Origin of the sequence: uncultured Campylobacter sp. (assembly GCF_937996225.1) — a bacterium.
Classification (GTDB): Bacteria; Campylobacterota; Campylobacteria; order Campylobacterales; family Campylobacteraceae; genus Campylobacter_B.
In genome coordinates this window covers 59,217-73,222 of sequence record NZ_CALKTC010000020.1, presented here as the reverse complement: position 1 = coordinate 73,222, position 14,006 = coordinate 59,217, and the positions used below count along the sequence as shown (strand labels likewise).

Genomic DNA, 14,006 nt, shown 5'->3' with positions numbered 1-14,006 from the left:
TTAAATTCTATATAATCGCCCTTTTTAAATTTAAAAGAAAGGAGAATTTGTGGCAAAAGACGACGTCATAGAGATCGACGGCAACGTCATAGAAGCGCTGCCGAACGCGACTTTTAAGGTCGAGCTCGATAACAAACACGTGATTTTATGTCATATCGCCGGCAAGATGCGGATGCACTACATCAAGATAATGCCGGGCGATCGCGTAAAAGTTGAGCTGACCCCTTACAGCCTCGATAAAGGCAGGATCACCTACCGCTATAAGTAAGGATAAAGTTAAATTTAGATATACTCGCGATTTTGCGACTAAACTGTAGGAAGAAGTGTTTTCAAAATCCCCACTATTTTGAAAACAGTTGGTTTGATACTTTCGCTTTTGAAATTTCATTAAACCTAGGTGCAGTTTGCATTTAAAGTGGAGAAAATTTTAGGAGAGTGGAATGAAAGTTCGTCCATCCGTTAAGAAAATGTGCGACAAATGTAAAATTGTCAAGCGCAAAGGTGTTGTTCACGTTATTTGTGAAAATCCAAAACATAAACAAAGACAAGGATAAGTTATGGCTCGTATCGCAGGTGTAGATCTACCAAAGAAAAAAAGGATTGAATACGGACTAACTTATATCTACGGTATAGGTTTATTTACGTCGAGAAAAATTCTCGATGCGGCAGGAATTTCTTACGATAAAAGAGTCGCCGATCTGAGCGAAGATGAAGCCGCCGCTATCAGAAAAGAGATCCAGGAGCACTATATGGTCGAAGGCGATCTTCGCAAACAAGTGGCTATGGATATAAAAGCGCTTATGGACTTGGGCGGCTATCGCGGCTTAAGACACAGAAAGGGCCTTCCTGTTCGCGGTCAAAAAACAAAAACGAACGCCAGAACCAGAAAAGGCAAACGCAAAACCGTCGGCGCGGCAGCTAAATAAGGATTGAGATATGGCACAAAAAAAAGTAGTTAAGAAAAAAACCGTCAGAAAAAATATCGCCAAAGGCATAGTTTACATCTCCGCTACGTTTAACAACACTATGATAACCGTAACGGATGAGATGGGCAACGCGATCGCGTGGAGCAGTGCGGGCGCTTTAAATTTTAAAGGCAGCAAAAAATCCACCCCTTATGCGGCGCAACAAGCCGTCGAGGACGCGCTAAACAAAGCCAAAGAGCACGGCATCAAAGAGGTAGGCGTCAAGGTTCAGGGTCCGGGAAGCGGACGCGAGACTGCCGTTAAAAGCGTAGGTAGCGTAGAAGGGATTAAAGTTACGTATTTCAAAGATATCACTCCTCTTGCGCACAACGGTTGCAGACCGCCTAAACGACGTCGCGTATAATTATAAAAGGAGAAATTTATGGCTAGATATACAGGACCGGTTGAAAAATTAGAAAGAAGGCTCGGCGTTGATCTATTTATGAAAGGCGAGAGAAGGCTTGCGGGCAAGAGCGCGCTTTTAAAACGCCCTTACGCTCCGGGTCAGCACGGACAAAGACGCGCTAAACTAAGCGAATACGGCTCACAGCTTCGCGAGAAACAAAAGGCTAAATTTATGTACGGCGTAAGCGAGAAGCAGTTCCGCAGGCTATTTGCCGAAGCGGCTCGCAGAGAGGGTAACACCGGAGCGATCTTGGTTCAGCTTTTAGAGCAGAGACTAGATAATGTCGTTTACCGCATGGGCTTTGCTACGACTAGACGATTTGCGCGTCAGCTCGTTACGCACGGACATATCTTGGTAGACGGCAAGCGCGTCGATATCCCTTCGTACTCCGTCCGCGCAGGACAAAAGATCGAAGTGATCGAAAAGAGCAAAAATAACCCGCAAATTTCAAGAGCGCTGGATCTTACTGCACAGACCGGCATCGTAGCGTGGGTCGACGTAGAAAAAGAGAAAAGATACGGAATTTTTTCTAGAGTTCCGGAGAGAGAAGAAGTTGTTATTCCTGTAGAGGAAAGATTTATCGTAGAGCTTTACTCGAAATAGTAGGTGCTAATATGAGAAAAATCACAACATCAGCTCATATGCCAACTGAAATAAAGGTTGAGAATGTCAGCGAAAATGTTGCTAAAATCATAGCATATCCCTTTGAAACGGGATATGCCGTCACTCTAGCTCATCCTTTACGAAGGCTACTTTATACGAGCACGGTCGGTTTCGCACCGACTGCGGTTAAAATAGAAGGCGTAAGCCACGAATTCGACAGTATGCGCGGCATGCTCGAGGATATGGCGGCTTTTATCATAAATTTAAAAGGCTTAAGGTTTAAAATCAAGGGCGATTCCCTGCGCGAGGTCGTAGAATACAGCTTCAAAGGACCTAAAGAAATTTACGGCAGCGACCTAAACAACGACGCCGTAGAGATCGTAAATCCAAGCGCTTATCTAGCTACGATAAACGAGGATGCCGATCTTAAATTTACGCTCATCATCGAAAAAGGTATCGGCTACGTCCCAAGCGAAGAGATCAGAGAAAATTTAGACGCTGATTTCATCGCGCTGGATGCGTTTTTTACCCCGGTAACCAAGGCTGTTTACGACATCGAAAATGTCTTTGTAGAGGATAATCCCGACTACGAAAAGATGATCTTTACGATCACTACCGACGGTCAGATCAGCGCGATAGATGCGTTTAAAAACGCGCTTGAGGCGATGTATCAGCAGCTGGCGGTTTTCAAAGGTATCGTAAATATCAGCGCTGCGGATACTTTCGGTAGAGCGATCCCTGCAAATTCCGAGTTTGCAAAGCTTTTTGAGAGCGTTAGCAATCTAAGCTTAAGCGCGCGAAGCTTTAACTGCCTGGATCGCGCCGATATTAGATTTATCGGCGAGCTAGCGATTATGGAAGAGAGTGAGCTTAAAGACCTTAAGAATTTAGGCAAAAAATCGCTCGAGGAGATCAAGGCCGTTATGGAGGAGATCGGTTATCCTATCGGCAACCAAGAGCTCGGCGATAAAAAAGAGCAGCTAAAACGCAAGCTTGACGAGCTGAAGGCTCAAAGACAAAAGAATGAAGGACAATAAATGAGACATAATCACGGATATAGGAAGCTAGGGCGTACTTCGTCTCACCGTGCCGCCCTGCTTAAAAATTTAACCATCGCTTTAGTTGCTAGCGGCAAGATCGAAACCACACTTCCTAAGGCAAAAGAGCTAAGAAGCTATGCCGAGAAGCTGATCACTCGCGCGCGAAAAGGCGACAGCGAGGCGCATAGATTTGTTTTCGCGGCGCTTCAGGATAAGGCTGCGACAAATAAACTAGTCACCGAGATCGCTCCAAAATACGCAGGCGTAAACGGCGGCTACACTCGCATCATCAAAACCCGCCTTCGCAAGGGCGATGCCGCAGAGATGGCTTATATCGAGCTAATCAGCAAATAAAATTTCGGGATAACTCCCGAAATTTCTTCTATGAAATTTAAAATTTTACTTCCGCTTGTTATCGTCGCTGCGGGCCTAGCGTGGGCATTGGACAATTATCTTAGCTATAAAAATATCGAAACGATCAACCCAGAAATTCCGCTAAAGCAAGCATTGGGCGGCGAGCAAATCTCTAAAATCCGCGTCTATAAATCCAAACGAATTCTTGAAATTTTAACCTCAAAAGGCGTCGCGAAAAGCTACAGAATCGCCCTCGGACGCGAGCCCGAAGGACATAAAGAGGTTCAAGGCGACGGCAAAACCCCGGAGGGCAACTACACCATAAACGGCAAAAACCCAAACTCGGCGTATCATCTAAATTTAGGCATCTCCTATCCGAACAAAGCCGACGTAGCACACGCAAAATCCCTCGGCAAGAGCGCAGGCGGCGATATCAAAATCCACGGGCTACCGAACAAATTTAGCTACCTAGGGCAGAGTATAGCGGCGTTCGGCGACTGGACGGAGGGCTGCATAGCGCTCGTCAACGACGATATGGACGAGCTTTTCGAACACGTAAAAATCGGCACGCCGATAGAAATTTTGCCGTGATTGCACGCGCCCGCGCTGAAATTTCACAGCCGCGATCGATATAAAACATAGCGAAATTTCGACCACGAGCTTTAAATAATATTCCTCGTCCAGACTTTTGTAGTCGCAAAATTTGCGATTAAAAGCAGGATTGTTTTCTCTAAAAATTTAATCGTATCGGCGTTTATCTCAATAAATTTAGACAAAATCGCCTTAAATTTCTTTCCCGCTCAAGCGAAATTTCATCTCAAATTTAGCCCCCGACCGGGCTGAAATTTCATCCCAAATTTATAGCGCAAATAGTCTAAATTTAAATATATGCAAGCCCGATAATTCGCGGGCTTTGTCCTTACCGAATCGATAAAATTTTAAAATCATGGCTCAGCCGTCCGCGCTGCATAAATTCTTTACAACCTACGGCGCAAAATCCACGCTCCTAGCGCAAAATTTCAGATTAAATTTCATCCCCGATAAGCCTTTTTTTATCGCTTTTGGATATAATTCGCCAAAACCAAAACAAGGAATTTTAATGATACCATTTAGCGATGAAGAGCTTCTAGCTCCAGTACAAGGCAGCTTGGAGCTAATCCGCCCGATGCTTCAAAACGACGGCGGCGACATGCAGCTTTTGGGCATAAAAAATGGCGTCGTCTATGTCCGCCTTACCGGGCATTGCCACGGCTGCGCCGCAAGTGCGCAGACCCTAAAATACGGCGTCGAGCGCCAGCTCCGCATGGATATCCACCCCGAGCTTAGCGTCGTAAACGTCCCCGAAGGCGAAGAGTTTGAATTATAAAAAGCTGGGGCTAAAGGCCTTTTCGCGCGGGGAATTCGAGCTTGCGAAGCTGTATTTTTCGCTCGCCTACGAAAAAAGCGGCGAGGAGGAAATTCTATTTTTACTTGAGCTTTGTCAGACCGCGCTGGCAGACCGCGAAGAAGCGCTTATGCTCTTTGATTTTTATAACCTCAGCCCTAAAACTCAGACTGCGGAGCTTTTTAAAATTTTAAACTCCATCAACGAAAAGATCGCGAGCGAAGCAGCCTCCGAACCCGGCGCCGAGGATGAGATTGCAGTCATCGCGTATGCCGATTTTATGCGCGCGGTAGGCCAAAGAGGCTTTAAAGACGCTTTCGAATCGATCATTTTTTCCTCCAAAATCGCCATTTCGGACAAAACCGAGATGATAGAATTTTTAGAAAATTTGATAGAAAACGGCTACTACGAAATGGGGCTTAATTACGTCGAGAGCTCGGCCGCCGCGTATGCAGGCGATGAACGCTTTGAAGCGCTGATGCAAAAAATCAAAAATTATGAAAATACGACTCGAAAATAACTTTATCACCGACAACTCCGCCGAGTGCGAGGCGGGCTGCTTTTTTATGTGCACGGACGCGAATGCTAAATTTGAGCCCGAAGCGGCGCAAAAAGGCGCGCAGATCATCTCTATCGCGCAAGCGAAGGAGCTTTTAAAGATCGATCCACGCATCAAAATCGTAGGCATCACCGGCACGAACGGCAAGACCACGACCGCGGCGGCGATCTATTCGACGCTGCTGGATCTGGGCTTTAGCTGCGGCTTAAGCGGCACGCGCGGCGCCTTTATAAATGAGCGCAGGATCGACGAAAAGGGGCTTACAACGAGCTCGGTTTTTAAGACGATGAGCTATCTTTACGAAGCCAGCAAGCAGGGCTGCGAGTATTTCGTTATGGAGGTTAGCTCGCACGCGATCGCGCAAAATCGTATCGAAGGATTAGAATTTGCGCTTAAAATTTTTACGAATTTGAGCCAAGATCATCTCGATTATCACGGCAGCATGCAAGAATACGCGGCAGTCAAGAGCTCGTTTTTCGCAGACGACGCGCCAAAGCTCATAAACGCCGACGACGGACATATTAAATTTAATCCCGCAAACGCCCTTACCTACGGTATCAAAAACGCCGCAAGTTTCAGCGTGAGCGGATACGGGCTAAAGGGCGGCATCGACGCGCTCGTGCGCACTCCAAACGGCGATAATGCTCAACTTCAAAGCGATCTCATCGGCGAGTTTAATCTCTACAACCTTACCGCGGCGTTTGCGGCGGTTAAAATTCTAACCAAGCTGCCGAACGAGGAGATCGCAAAAGCCCTGGCAAACTTCGGCGGCGTCGAGGGTCGCGTGCAGATCGTAAATAAAAATCCGCTTGTAATCGTCGATTTCGCTCATACCCCGGACGGCATCGAAAAGGTGCTAAACGCGCTGCGCGCAAGCGGCGAGATCATCGCGGTTTTCGGCGCGGGCGGCGATCGCGACCACGGCAAGCGTCCAAAAATGGGCGCCATTGCGGAGCACTTTGCTAAAATCTGCATCGTTACGAGCGATAACCCGCGCAGCGAAGAGCCGAGCGAAATCATAGAGCAAATTTGCGCCGGTATGCGCCGAAAAGATAAAATTTTAAAGATCGCGGATCGCAAAGAGGCCATCGCGCGCGCGCTAGATCTTGCCAAAAACGGCGAGATGATCGCTATTTTGGGCAAGGGCGACGAGACCTACCAGGAGATCAAGGGAGTGAAGCACCCTTTCAGCGACAAGCAGGTCGTGAGCGAGCTCGTCGCGGCGCGAGGCGGATCAAATTTAGACTAAATTTAAAGGACGGCCGATGAAAATCGAAATTTTATCAAGCAAAATCCACCGCGCGCGCGTGACGGACGCCAACCTAAACTACGTAGGCTCAGTCACGATCGGACCCGAGCTCATCGAGGCTGCGGGGCTTTGCGAATACCAAAAAGTCGAGATCCTAAACGTCAATAACGGCGAGCGCTTCGCTACCTACGTGATCTGCGGCGATAAAAAGGGCGAGATCTGCTTAAACGGAGCCGCCGCGCGCAAAGTCTGCGTCGGCGACATCGTCATCATCGTGGCCTACGCTCAGATGAGCACCAAAAAAGCGAGAAGCTTCAAGCCTAAAATCGTGCAAGTAAACGCAAAAAACCAAATAACGGAGTAAAGATGTTCGAAGGAATGGATTTTTCGAAAATGGGGCAGATGCTCGATCAGATGCAGGCCAAGGCTAAGCAGATCGAGGAGGAGAATGCGCGCAAAGAATTTACCGTAAAATCGGGCGCGGGCATGGTCGCCATCAGACTGAACGGCGCGGGCGAGGTGCTCGATCTAAGCATCGACGACAGCCTTTTTAACGACAAAGAGAGCTTGCAGATCCTGCTGATCTCGGCGATAGGCGACGCGATAAAGCTGGTCGAAAATGAAAAGAAAGGTGCCGCAGCGTCCATGCTAGGAGGACTCGGTGGATTGGGCGATCTGCTCGGCAATAAGGGCTAAGCGTAGTTCAAAAATGGTGAAAATAGGCTTTTTATATAGAATGGCTGTTTTGCTTAGCGAACGGTTTGGATTTTACGAAGCAAGCGGCTTCTGTAGCGAACTAAATGAAGCCCGATTTTATAAGGCGGCGTTAAATTTAGCTTTTGTGGCGATACGGTTTGCATAAAGCACGGCTTGCTTGATTTGACGCTAGGTTATTAAATTTCAACCTTAGCAAATCGGTCAAATTTAACGGGTGGCGTGAGGGCAAATTCTAAAATTTCGGCGAGCTGCTACACTGCGGCGCAAAGTAAAATTTAGCTAGCGCAGCTTAAATACAAAGCAAGGCGAGCCGTTGTGCGGTATCCGCGAATAAATGAGGCTAAGATGCGGCTCAAAAAAGCGGAGCATCCTTCGCCTCGCGCACTGCGTAAAGCTAGGGAAATTAAAATTTAAAATTTTAAGCGGCATGATTACTTCTACGCGACGTACAAACGGCTCGCGACAGCAAAGTCTAAGCTGCGCGACGAAAAGGTATTCGAAGGGCGCGAATTTGCATTCGTCAAGGGCGCGCCTAAGCAGAGCAAATCAAAACCGCAAGGTAGGATCGATGGATATTTTAGAAAAATTTAAAGATTACTTGAAGCGAAACGAGCTGAAGGCGTCTAGCTTTCATCCGTATTTTGAGGAGGCGCTCAATTACATGCTGCAAGCGGGCGGCAAGCACTTTCGCGCGCAGCTGTTGCTAGGCGTCGTCTCGGCGGTGGATGAGCGGCGCTTTGAGGGCGCGTTAGCGATGGCGATGGCGCTTGAGATGATCCACACCTACTCGCTTATCCACGACGATCTGCCCGCGATGGACGATGCGGATCTGCGCCGCGGACGGCCGAGCCTGCATAAAAAATATGACGAGGTCACGGCGATTTTGGTGGGCGACGCGCTAAATACCGACGCGTTTTTAATCGCCGCGAGCGCAAGCCTAAGCGATGAGATCAAGATAAAATGCATTAAAACTCTAGCGCGAAACGCGGGCAGCAGCGGCATGGTGCTGGGTCAGGCTATCGATTGCCGTTTTGAAAACAGCCCGCTAAAGCAAAGCGAGCTTGAGTTTTTGCATCTGCACAAAACGGGCGCGCTCATCGCCGCAGCGTTTGAGCTAGGCGCCATAATCGGCGGGCTAAAGGATGAGCTCGCGCATGAGCTTTATAAGATCGGCCTGAAGCTAGGGCTTATATTTCAGATCGAGGATGACATCATCGACGCCACGGGCGACGAAGCAAGCGCGGGCAAGCCCGTAGGAGCGGACGGCGCGAAAAATTCCTTCGTAAATTTACTCGGACTTGCGGGCGCGAGGAGCTACAAGCAGCGCCTAATAGACGAGGTAGGCGGCGCGATGAGCGGCTATGATGCGAGCCTACGCAATTTGGTTTTAAATTTGATAGAAAAATACCTGAAAGGATGAAAAATGTCGAGCGAGCAGCTAAGTAAAATTTCAAACACGATCAAATTTCTAAGCGCGGATATGATCCAAAGCGCTAACTCAGGCCATCCCGGCACGCCGATGGGGCTAAGCGACGTAATGAGCGTCTTTATGAGCAAGGTCCGCCACAACCCTAAAAATCCCGCGTGGCTGAACCGCGACCGCATCGTATTCTCGGGCGGGCACGCAAGCGCGCTCGTATATAGCTACCTCTATCTTAGCGGATACGATTTGAGTATGGACGATCTCAAAAGCTTCAGGCGCCTGCACTCCAAAACTCCAGGCCATCCGGAGATCACCACCCCGGGCGTCGAGATCGCTACCGGACCGCTCGGTCAGGGCGTCGCAAACGCAGTCGGATTTGCGATGGCCGCAAAATACGCCGCGCATCTACTAAACGAGGAAGGAAGCGAGGTCATCGATCACCGCGTCTATTGCTTCTGCGGCGACGGCGATCTGCAGGAGGGCATCAGCTACGAAGCGTGCGCGCTTGCGGGTAGACACAACCTCGATAATCTCACGATAATCTATGATTCTAATGGCATCACGATCGACGGTAGCACCGATATCGCATGGTTTGAGGACGTAAAGGTGCGATTTGAAGCGCAAGGCTTTGAGGTCGCGCGCATCGATGGGCATAATTTTGATCAGATAGAATTTGTCCTTGACGAGGTCAAAAACAAAACCAAACCCTACCTCATCATCGCAAACACCACGATCGGCAAGGGCGCGCTCGAGCTTGAGGGCACGGCCAAGACGCACGGCGCGCCGCTTGGAGAGGAGCTGCTTGCGCGCGCCAAGCAAAGCCTGGGCTTTGATCCAGCCCAAAGCTTCGTCGTAAGCGAGGACGTGCTTTTTGCGACGCGCGCTGCAGTCGAGAAGGGCGATTTGGAAGAACGGCTTTGGAAGGAGAAGCTTGCGAAGCTAAGCGATGAAAAAAGAGCGCTTCTAAACGAGCTTTTAAATCCCGATTTTAGCAAGATAGAATTCCCTGATTTTAGCGGGCTTAAGGTCGCCACCCGCGATAGCAACGGTAAAATTTTAAACGCTATCGCAAACGCGGTGCCCGGCTTTTTGGGCGGAAGCGCCGATTTGGCGGCGTCGAATAAGACCGAGCTAAAAGGCGGCGGCGACTTTCCGTGCGGCAAAAATTTACACTTCGGCATCCGCGAGCACGCGATGGCGGCGATCTGCAACGCCTTTGCTAGATACGGGCTTTTCATTCCGTTTAGCGCGACGTTTTTTATATTCAGCGACTATCTCAAAACGGGCGCGCGACTTGCGGCGCTGATGGGCTTGCGCCATTATTTCGTCTTCACGCACGACAGCATCGGCGTGGGCGAGGACGGGCCGACGCATGAGCCTATCGAGCAGCTTAGCACCTTCCGCGCGATGCCAGGCTTCTACACCTTCCGCCCCGCGGACGGCAACGAAAACGTAAAATGCTGGCGCACGGCGCTCGCTCTGAATGCCCCCGCAGCGTTCGTCTGCTCGCGCCAAGGGCTTGAGCCGCTGCCTAAGGCGGTTTTAGGTGACGTGCAAAACGGCGCGTATCTGCTAAGGCAGAGCAAAGAAGCGCAAATCACGCTCATCGCAAGCGGCAGCGAAGTCTCGCTCTGCCTAAAAGCGGCGGCGATCCTGCAAGAGCAAGGCATCGGCGCAAACGTCGTAAGCGCGCCGTGCTTCGAGCTTCTGTGCGAGCAGGACGCAGATTATCTGGCGCAAATCCTAGAGCCGCAAACTAAAATTTTAGCCGTCGAAGCCGCAAGCGCGCTTGAGTGGTATAAATTTGCAGACGCGGTACACGGTATGCAAAGCTTCGGCGAAAGCGGCAACGCGAGCGAGCTATTTAAGCTTTTCGGCTTTACCGACGTAGCGATCGCAAAGCAGGCCAGAGAGCTTTTAGAGCAGTAACGGAAAGGACGAAATTTGAGCGAAAAAATCAAAATTTCATATTTAGACGGATTTAAAATTTACGGGTTAAAAGCCCGCACGAAAAACGCGGACGAGCTAGGTGGAAGCGGCAAAATTCCCGCGCTGTGGGCAAAATTTATGAAAGAGTGCTATGACGGGCAGAGCGAGATCTACGGCGTCTATTATGATTACGAAGACGGCAACGACGGGCTTTACGATATATTTATCGGCACCAAAGCGCCCCGCAGCGACGAAACCTTGGAGATCAAAAGCGGCAAATACGCCGTTTTTAGTTTCCCAAATGAGCCGCAAAACGTAGCAAAGTTTTGGAGTAAAATTTGGAGCTTTTTTGAGGCCGGCGAACTAAAAAGAGCGTTTGGAACGGATTTTGAGTTTTACGGCGGAGACGAGATCAAAATTTTTATCTCGGTTTTGTAGGGCGGCGCATGAAATTTATAAACGGTGAGTGATTTTTCACCGCCGCGACGATAAGCTTTTGCGTAAAATTTCATCCATAAAGCGGTAAAATTCCGTGCCTAAAACTACGCGCGAAAATAAATTTTATGCCGAAAGCCGCGCCGTACCTTAAGCCGTAGATTTAAAATGAAATCTAAATTTGCGCCGTTAAATTTCAACCCCGCTCGCAAAATCAGGCGAAATTTCGCGCGGAATTTCATTTTTAAATCTGTTATTAAGCCATTTTTGGCTTAAATTACATTTTTATTCGGGTAGATGTCCGAGCGGTCGAAGGAGCGCGCCTCGAAAGCGCGTAAGGCGTCAGCCTTCTAGGGTTCGAATCCCTATCTACCCGCCATTCATTCAAATTTCACCCAATACTTTGGAGTTAAGATGAGCAATAAACTCCTTTCGATGAGCCTGCAAGAGCTGTGGCGGCTCTTTCCGATACGTCTCGTGCCGCACGATCCGCGCTGGGGCGAATACTTTAGGCAGGAGCGCGAAATTCTGCGCGGCCTGCTGCAAGATCATGGCGAGATCAAGATCCACCATATCGGCAGCACCGCGGTAAGCGGGATCTGGGCGAAGCCGATCGTAGATATTTTGATCGAATGCTCGGATATTGCCGCCGCCAAACAGCGCCTGGTAGAGGCCGGCTATCTGCTAATGAGCGAAAAGGGGAGCCGCTGCAGCCTAAATAAGGGCTACACCGAAGCGGGATTTGCCGAGCGCGTTTTTCACGTACATCTACGAAATTTCGGCGATGCGGATGAGATATTTTTTAGAGATTTTTTGCGGGCGAATGCGGATATCGCCGCGCGGTACGAGGCGCTTAAATTAGAGCTTTGCAAGCGATTCGAGTTCAACCGCGACGCCTATACTGCGGCAAAAAGCGAATTTGTGCTTGAGCTTACGCGTATCGCTAAAGAAAATCTAAAATAGTCGCGCAAATTTATCATCTGCGTAGAAGGTCGCTTCCCAAGAGCGATAAAACGTCCAAATTTTATAAACGAAACGGGCGGATAGCGCCGCACCTTACAGGCTAATTTCTATAAATTTTGACCGTAATTTCAAATTTAAGAGGCGGCCGTCCAGCTATCGACAGATAAAATTTTAAAAATCCAACTAACGGCAAAGTCGCCCATAAAATGCGCTGTATCACCTATCGCCGTATCATACCGCAAACGAAAGGTGTTCCCGCGCTTCGTTACAAGTTTAAATTTAAAAGCCTACGCGTCGTTAAATTTTTAGAATTTCACCAAAAACAAACTCACAAACTCGCTAAATTTAAAGCGGCGAAAATTTTAAATTCCTCGCCGCTAGCTAGCCACACAAATCCGTCTGGCGCTTAAATTTAATGATCGCTCTTCAGCCCCGCGCCGCAAAGCGGGATGATGCTATCTCCTTGTAGATCGTGGCTTTCTTTGTAGCGCAGATACGCCGCATAGGTAGCCGCGGTCGTGTGCTCGACGTAAAATCCGCCGCGCGCAAGCGCCGCTCTGGCAGGCAGTATATCGCTCTCGCTCGCCAAGATCACCTCGCGCTCGCCAGCGTAGCTAGAGCCAAGAATTTCGCCCGCGCGCATCGGTCTTGCGATCGCGATGCCCTCCGCTAGCGTCGGCTGCGGCCTGGTCTCGCGCGCCACAGCTTCAGCACCGAAAAGCGGAGCGCAAAGCTCGCCCTGAACGATGAAAATTTTTGGCAGCGCCTCGATAAAGCCGCCCTCATATAGCTCGCCCAGCGCTGCTTGAGCGCCCAGCAGTAGCGTGCCGTTGCCCACGGGGATAAAGATATTGCGCGGCACCCTGCCTAGCTGCTCGTAAATCTCATAAACGTAGCTCTTCGTGCCCTCGTAAAAGATCGGATTATAAACGTGGTTGGCGTAATAGATCTGCTCATCCGAGGCCTTTTTGCGGCACGCATCCGCCGTCTCGTCGCGGCTGCCGTCAAAGACCGTGACGTGCGCGCCGTGGCTTTTGATCATATCGATCTTTTTGGGAGACGTGCCCTTCGGGACGTAAATTTCGCACTCGATGCCCGCGCGAGCGCAGTACGCCGCCACGGCATTGCCCGCGTTGCCGCTGGAGTCTTGCAGCACCTTTTTTACGCCGATATTTTTAGCATGCAGTACCAAAACCGCCGCACCGCGGTCTTTGAACGAAAGCGTAGGCATCGCGTAATCAAGCTTGAGATAGAGGTCTTCGCCGAATTTCACGCTAGCCGTGAGCCCCTCGCCCATCGAGATTTCTTTAAATTTAGTCGTGTCGATGCCCATAAACCTGCGGTATCTAAAGATGCTAAACTCGCTTTGATCTACGAGCGCGGGGTTAAATTTAGGCGCATCGGAGTTTAGCTTATACAACCCGCCGCAGTCGCATTTATAGCGCAAAGTATCGATGGGCGCGTGCTTGCCACATCCCGTGCAGATGAAATCGCTCATTTTCGCTCCTATTTTTTCTCTTTTATTTTTGCGACGGCCTCGATCTCTACAAGGCAGCCGAAATGTAGAGCCGTAGTCGGCACCACAACGCGGGCGGGCTTGTGCGCGCCGAAAAACAGCGCGTATTGCTCGTCGATCACGTCCCAGTTCGCGACGTCAGGCGTATAGACGCGGCACATCCGCACGTCGCCTTTATCCGCGCCCGCGGCGGCCAGCACTGCCGCGACGTTGCTTAGGGCCTGTGCGGTCTGCTCAGCAAGGCCCTCCGCAATGGCTCCCGTGCGCGGATCCACGCTTAGCTGTCCCGAGACGTAGAGCGTACCGTCGTCGTCTAAGATGCCCGGCGCATAATGCGCCTTTTTCGGCGCGAAACCGGTTGGATAAATCTCTTTCATTTAAGCTCCTTTGCATATAAAATTTTATATAATTTTACTCTAAATTTATTAAAATATATAAGTATTTCTATAAATTTGCAAAAATT

Annotated in this window: 19 protein-coding genes and 1 tRNA gene; 18 read left to right on the top strand and 2 right to left on the bottom strand. The window is 49.5% G+C overall.

Annotated elements, in window-relative coordinates; translation table 11 throughout:
* Positions 1-49: 49 nt before the first annotated feature.
* The 18 genes from infA to Q0174_RS03035 all read left to right on the top strand — a co-directional run bounded on the left by infA (position 50) and on the right by Q0174_RS03035 (position 12,027).
* Entirely contained in the window at positions 50-268 is a 219-nt protein-coding gene (gene infA, locus Q0174_RS03120) for a translation initiation factor IF-1 (RefSeq protein WP_005869854.1), read from the top strand.
* 172 nt (positions 269-440) lie between these two features.
* Positions 441-554, top strand: a complete 114-nt coding sequence (rpmJ, locus tag Q0174_RS03115) for a 50S ribosomal protein L36 (protein WP_005869855.1) — start codon at positions 441-443, stop codon at positions 552-554.
* A 3-nt stretch (positions 555-557) separates the two neighbouring features.
* Positions 558-926 (top strand): 30S ribosomal protein S13, encoded by a 369-nt coding sequence (gene rpsM, locus Q0174_RS03110; protein WP_005869856.1) that lies wholly within the window; start codon positions 558-560, stop codon positions 924-926.
* A 10-nt stretch (positions 927-936) separates the two neighbouring features.
* Entirely contained in the window at positions 937-1,329 is a 393-nt protein-coding gene (gene rpsK / locus Q0174_RS03105) for a 30S ribosomal protein S11 (protein ID WP_177387174.1), read from the top strand.
* 18 nt (positions 1,330-1,347) lie between these two features.
* Positions 1,348-1,974, top strand: a complete 627-nt coding sequence (rpsD, locus tag Q0174_RS03100) for a 30S ribosomal protein S4 (protein ID WP_005869858.1) — start codon at positions 1,348-1,350, stop codon at positions 1,972-1,974.
* Positions 1,975-1,985: 11 nt separating this feature from the next.
* Positions 1,986-3,011, top strand: coding sequence for a DNA-directed RNA polymerase subunit alpha (locus Q0174_RS03095; RefSeq protein WP_298041645.1), 1,026 nt, complete (start codon positions 1,986-1,988; stop codon positions 3,009-3,011).
* Complete coding sequence (gene rplQ / locus Q0174_RS03090; RefSeq protein ID WP_295150599.1) at positions 3,012-3,368, top strand: 50S ribosomal protein L17; 357 nt, start codon at positions 3,012-3,014, stop codon at positions 3,366-3,368.
* Between the two features lie 30 nt (positions 3,369-3,398).
* The gene (locus Q0174_RS03085) at positions 3,399-3,959 is read left to right on the top strand and encodes a L,D-transpeptidase family protein (RefSeq protein WP_298041642.1); all 561 of its coding nucleotides are present in this window, start codon (positions 3,399-3,401) and stop codon (positions 3,957-3,959) included.
* A gap of 508 nt (positions 3,960-4,467) precedes the next feature.
* On the top strand, positions 4,468-4,734 hold the full coding sequence (locus Q0174_RS03080) for a NifU family protein (RefSeq protein ID WP_298041641.1): 267 nt from the start codon (positions 4,468-4,470) through the stop codon (positions 4,732-4,734).
* On the top strand, positions 4,724-5,272 hold the full coding sequence (locus Q0174_RS03075) for a histidine kinase (RefSeq protein ID WP_298041639.1): 549 nt from the start codon (positions 4,724-4,726) through the stop codon (positions 5,270-5,272). Before Q0174_RS03080 ends, Q0174_RS03075 begins: the two co-directional genes overlap by 11 nt.
* Positions 5,250-6,560, top strand: a complete 1,311-nt coding sequence (locus tag Q0174_RS03070) for a UDP-N-acetylmuramoyl-L-alanyl-D-glutamate--2,6-diaminopimelate ligase (protein ID WP_298041637.1) — start codon at positions 5,250-5,252, stop codon at positions 6,558-6,560. The genes Q0174_RS03075 and Q0174_RS03070 overlap by 23 nt, the downstream gene beginning before the upstream one ends.
* Before the next feature lie 16 nt (positions 6,561-6,576).
* A complete protein-coding gene (gene panD / locus Q0174_RS03065; protein ID WP_298041635.1) occupies positions 6,577-6,924 on the top strand; it encodes an aspartate 1-decarboxylase in 348 nt (115 codons plus the stop codon).
* 2 nt (positions 6,925-6,926) lie between these two features.
* Complete coding sequence (locus Q0174_RS03060) at positions 6,927-7,256, top strand: YbaB/EbfC family nucleoid-associated protein (protein WP_297880275.1); 330 nt, start codon at positions 6,927-6,929, stop codon at positions 7,254-7,256.
* A 589-nt stretch (positions 7,257-7,845) separates the two neighbouring features.
* Positions 7,846-8,697 (top strand): polyprenyl synthetase family protein, encoded by an 852-nt coding sequence (locus Q0174_RS03055; RefSeq protein WP_298041662.1) that lies wholly within the window; start codon positions 7,846-7,848, stop codon positions 8,695-8,697.
* 3 nt (positions 8,698-8,700) lie between these two features.
* Positions 8,701-10,629, top strand: a complete 1,929-nt coding sequence (tkt, locus tag Q0174_RS03050) for a transketolase (protein ID WP_298041633.1) — start codon at positions 8,701-8,703, stop codon at positions 10,627-10,629.
* A 27-nt stretch (positions 10,630-10,656) separates the two neighbouring features.
* On the top strand, positions 10,657-11,067 hold the full coding sequence (locus tag Q0174_RS03045) for a GyrI-like domain-containing protein (protein WP_297990256.1): 411 nt from the start codon (positions 10,657-10,659) through the stop codon (positions 11,065-11,067).
* Between the two features lie 288 nt (positions 11,068-11,355).
* A tRNA-Ser gene (locus Q0174_RS03040) sits at positions 11,356-11,443 on the top strand.
* 35 nt (positions 11,444-11,478) lie between these two features.
* Positions 11,479-12,027 (top strand): GrpB family protein, encoded by a 549-nt coding sequence (locus tag Q0174_RS03035; protein WP_297990167.1) that lies wholly within the window; start codon positions 11,479-11,481, stop codon positions 12,025-12,027.
* A gap of 412 nt (positions 12,028-12,439) precedes the next feature.
* Here Q0174_RS03035 and Q0174_RS03030 read toward each other — a convergent pair whose 3' ends face one another.
* Positions 12,440-13,525, bottom strand: coding sequence for a threonine synthase (locus Q0174_RS03030; protein ID WP_298041631.1), 1,086 nt, complete (start codon positions 13,523-13,525; stop codon positions 12,440-12,442).
* 8 nt (positions 13,526-13,533) lie between these two features.
* A complete protein-coding gene (locus tag Q0174_RS03025; protein WP_298041630.1) occupies positions 13,534-13,920 on the bottom strand; it encodes a RidA family protein in 387 nt (128 codons plus the stop codon).
* Between the last annotated feature and the right edge of the window lie 86 nt (positions 13,921-14,006).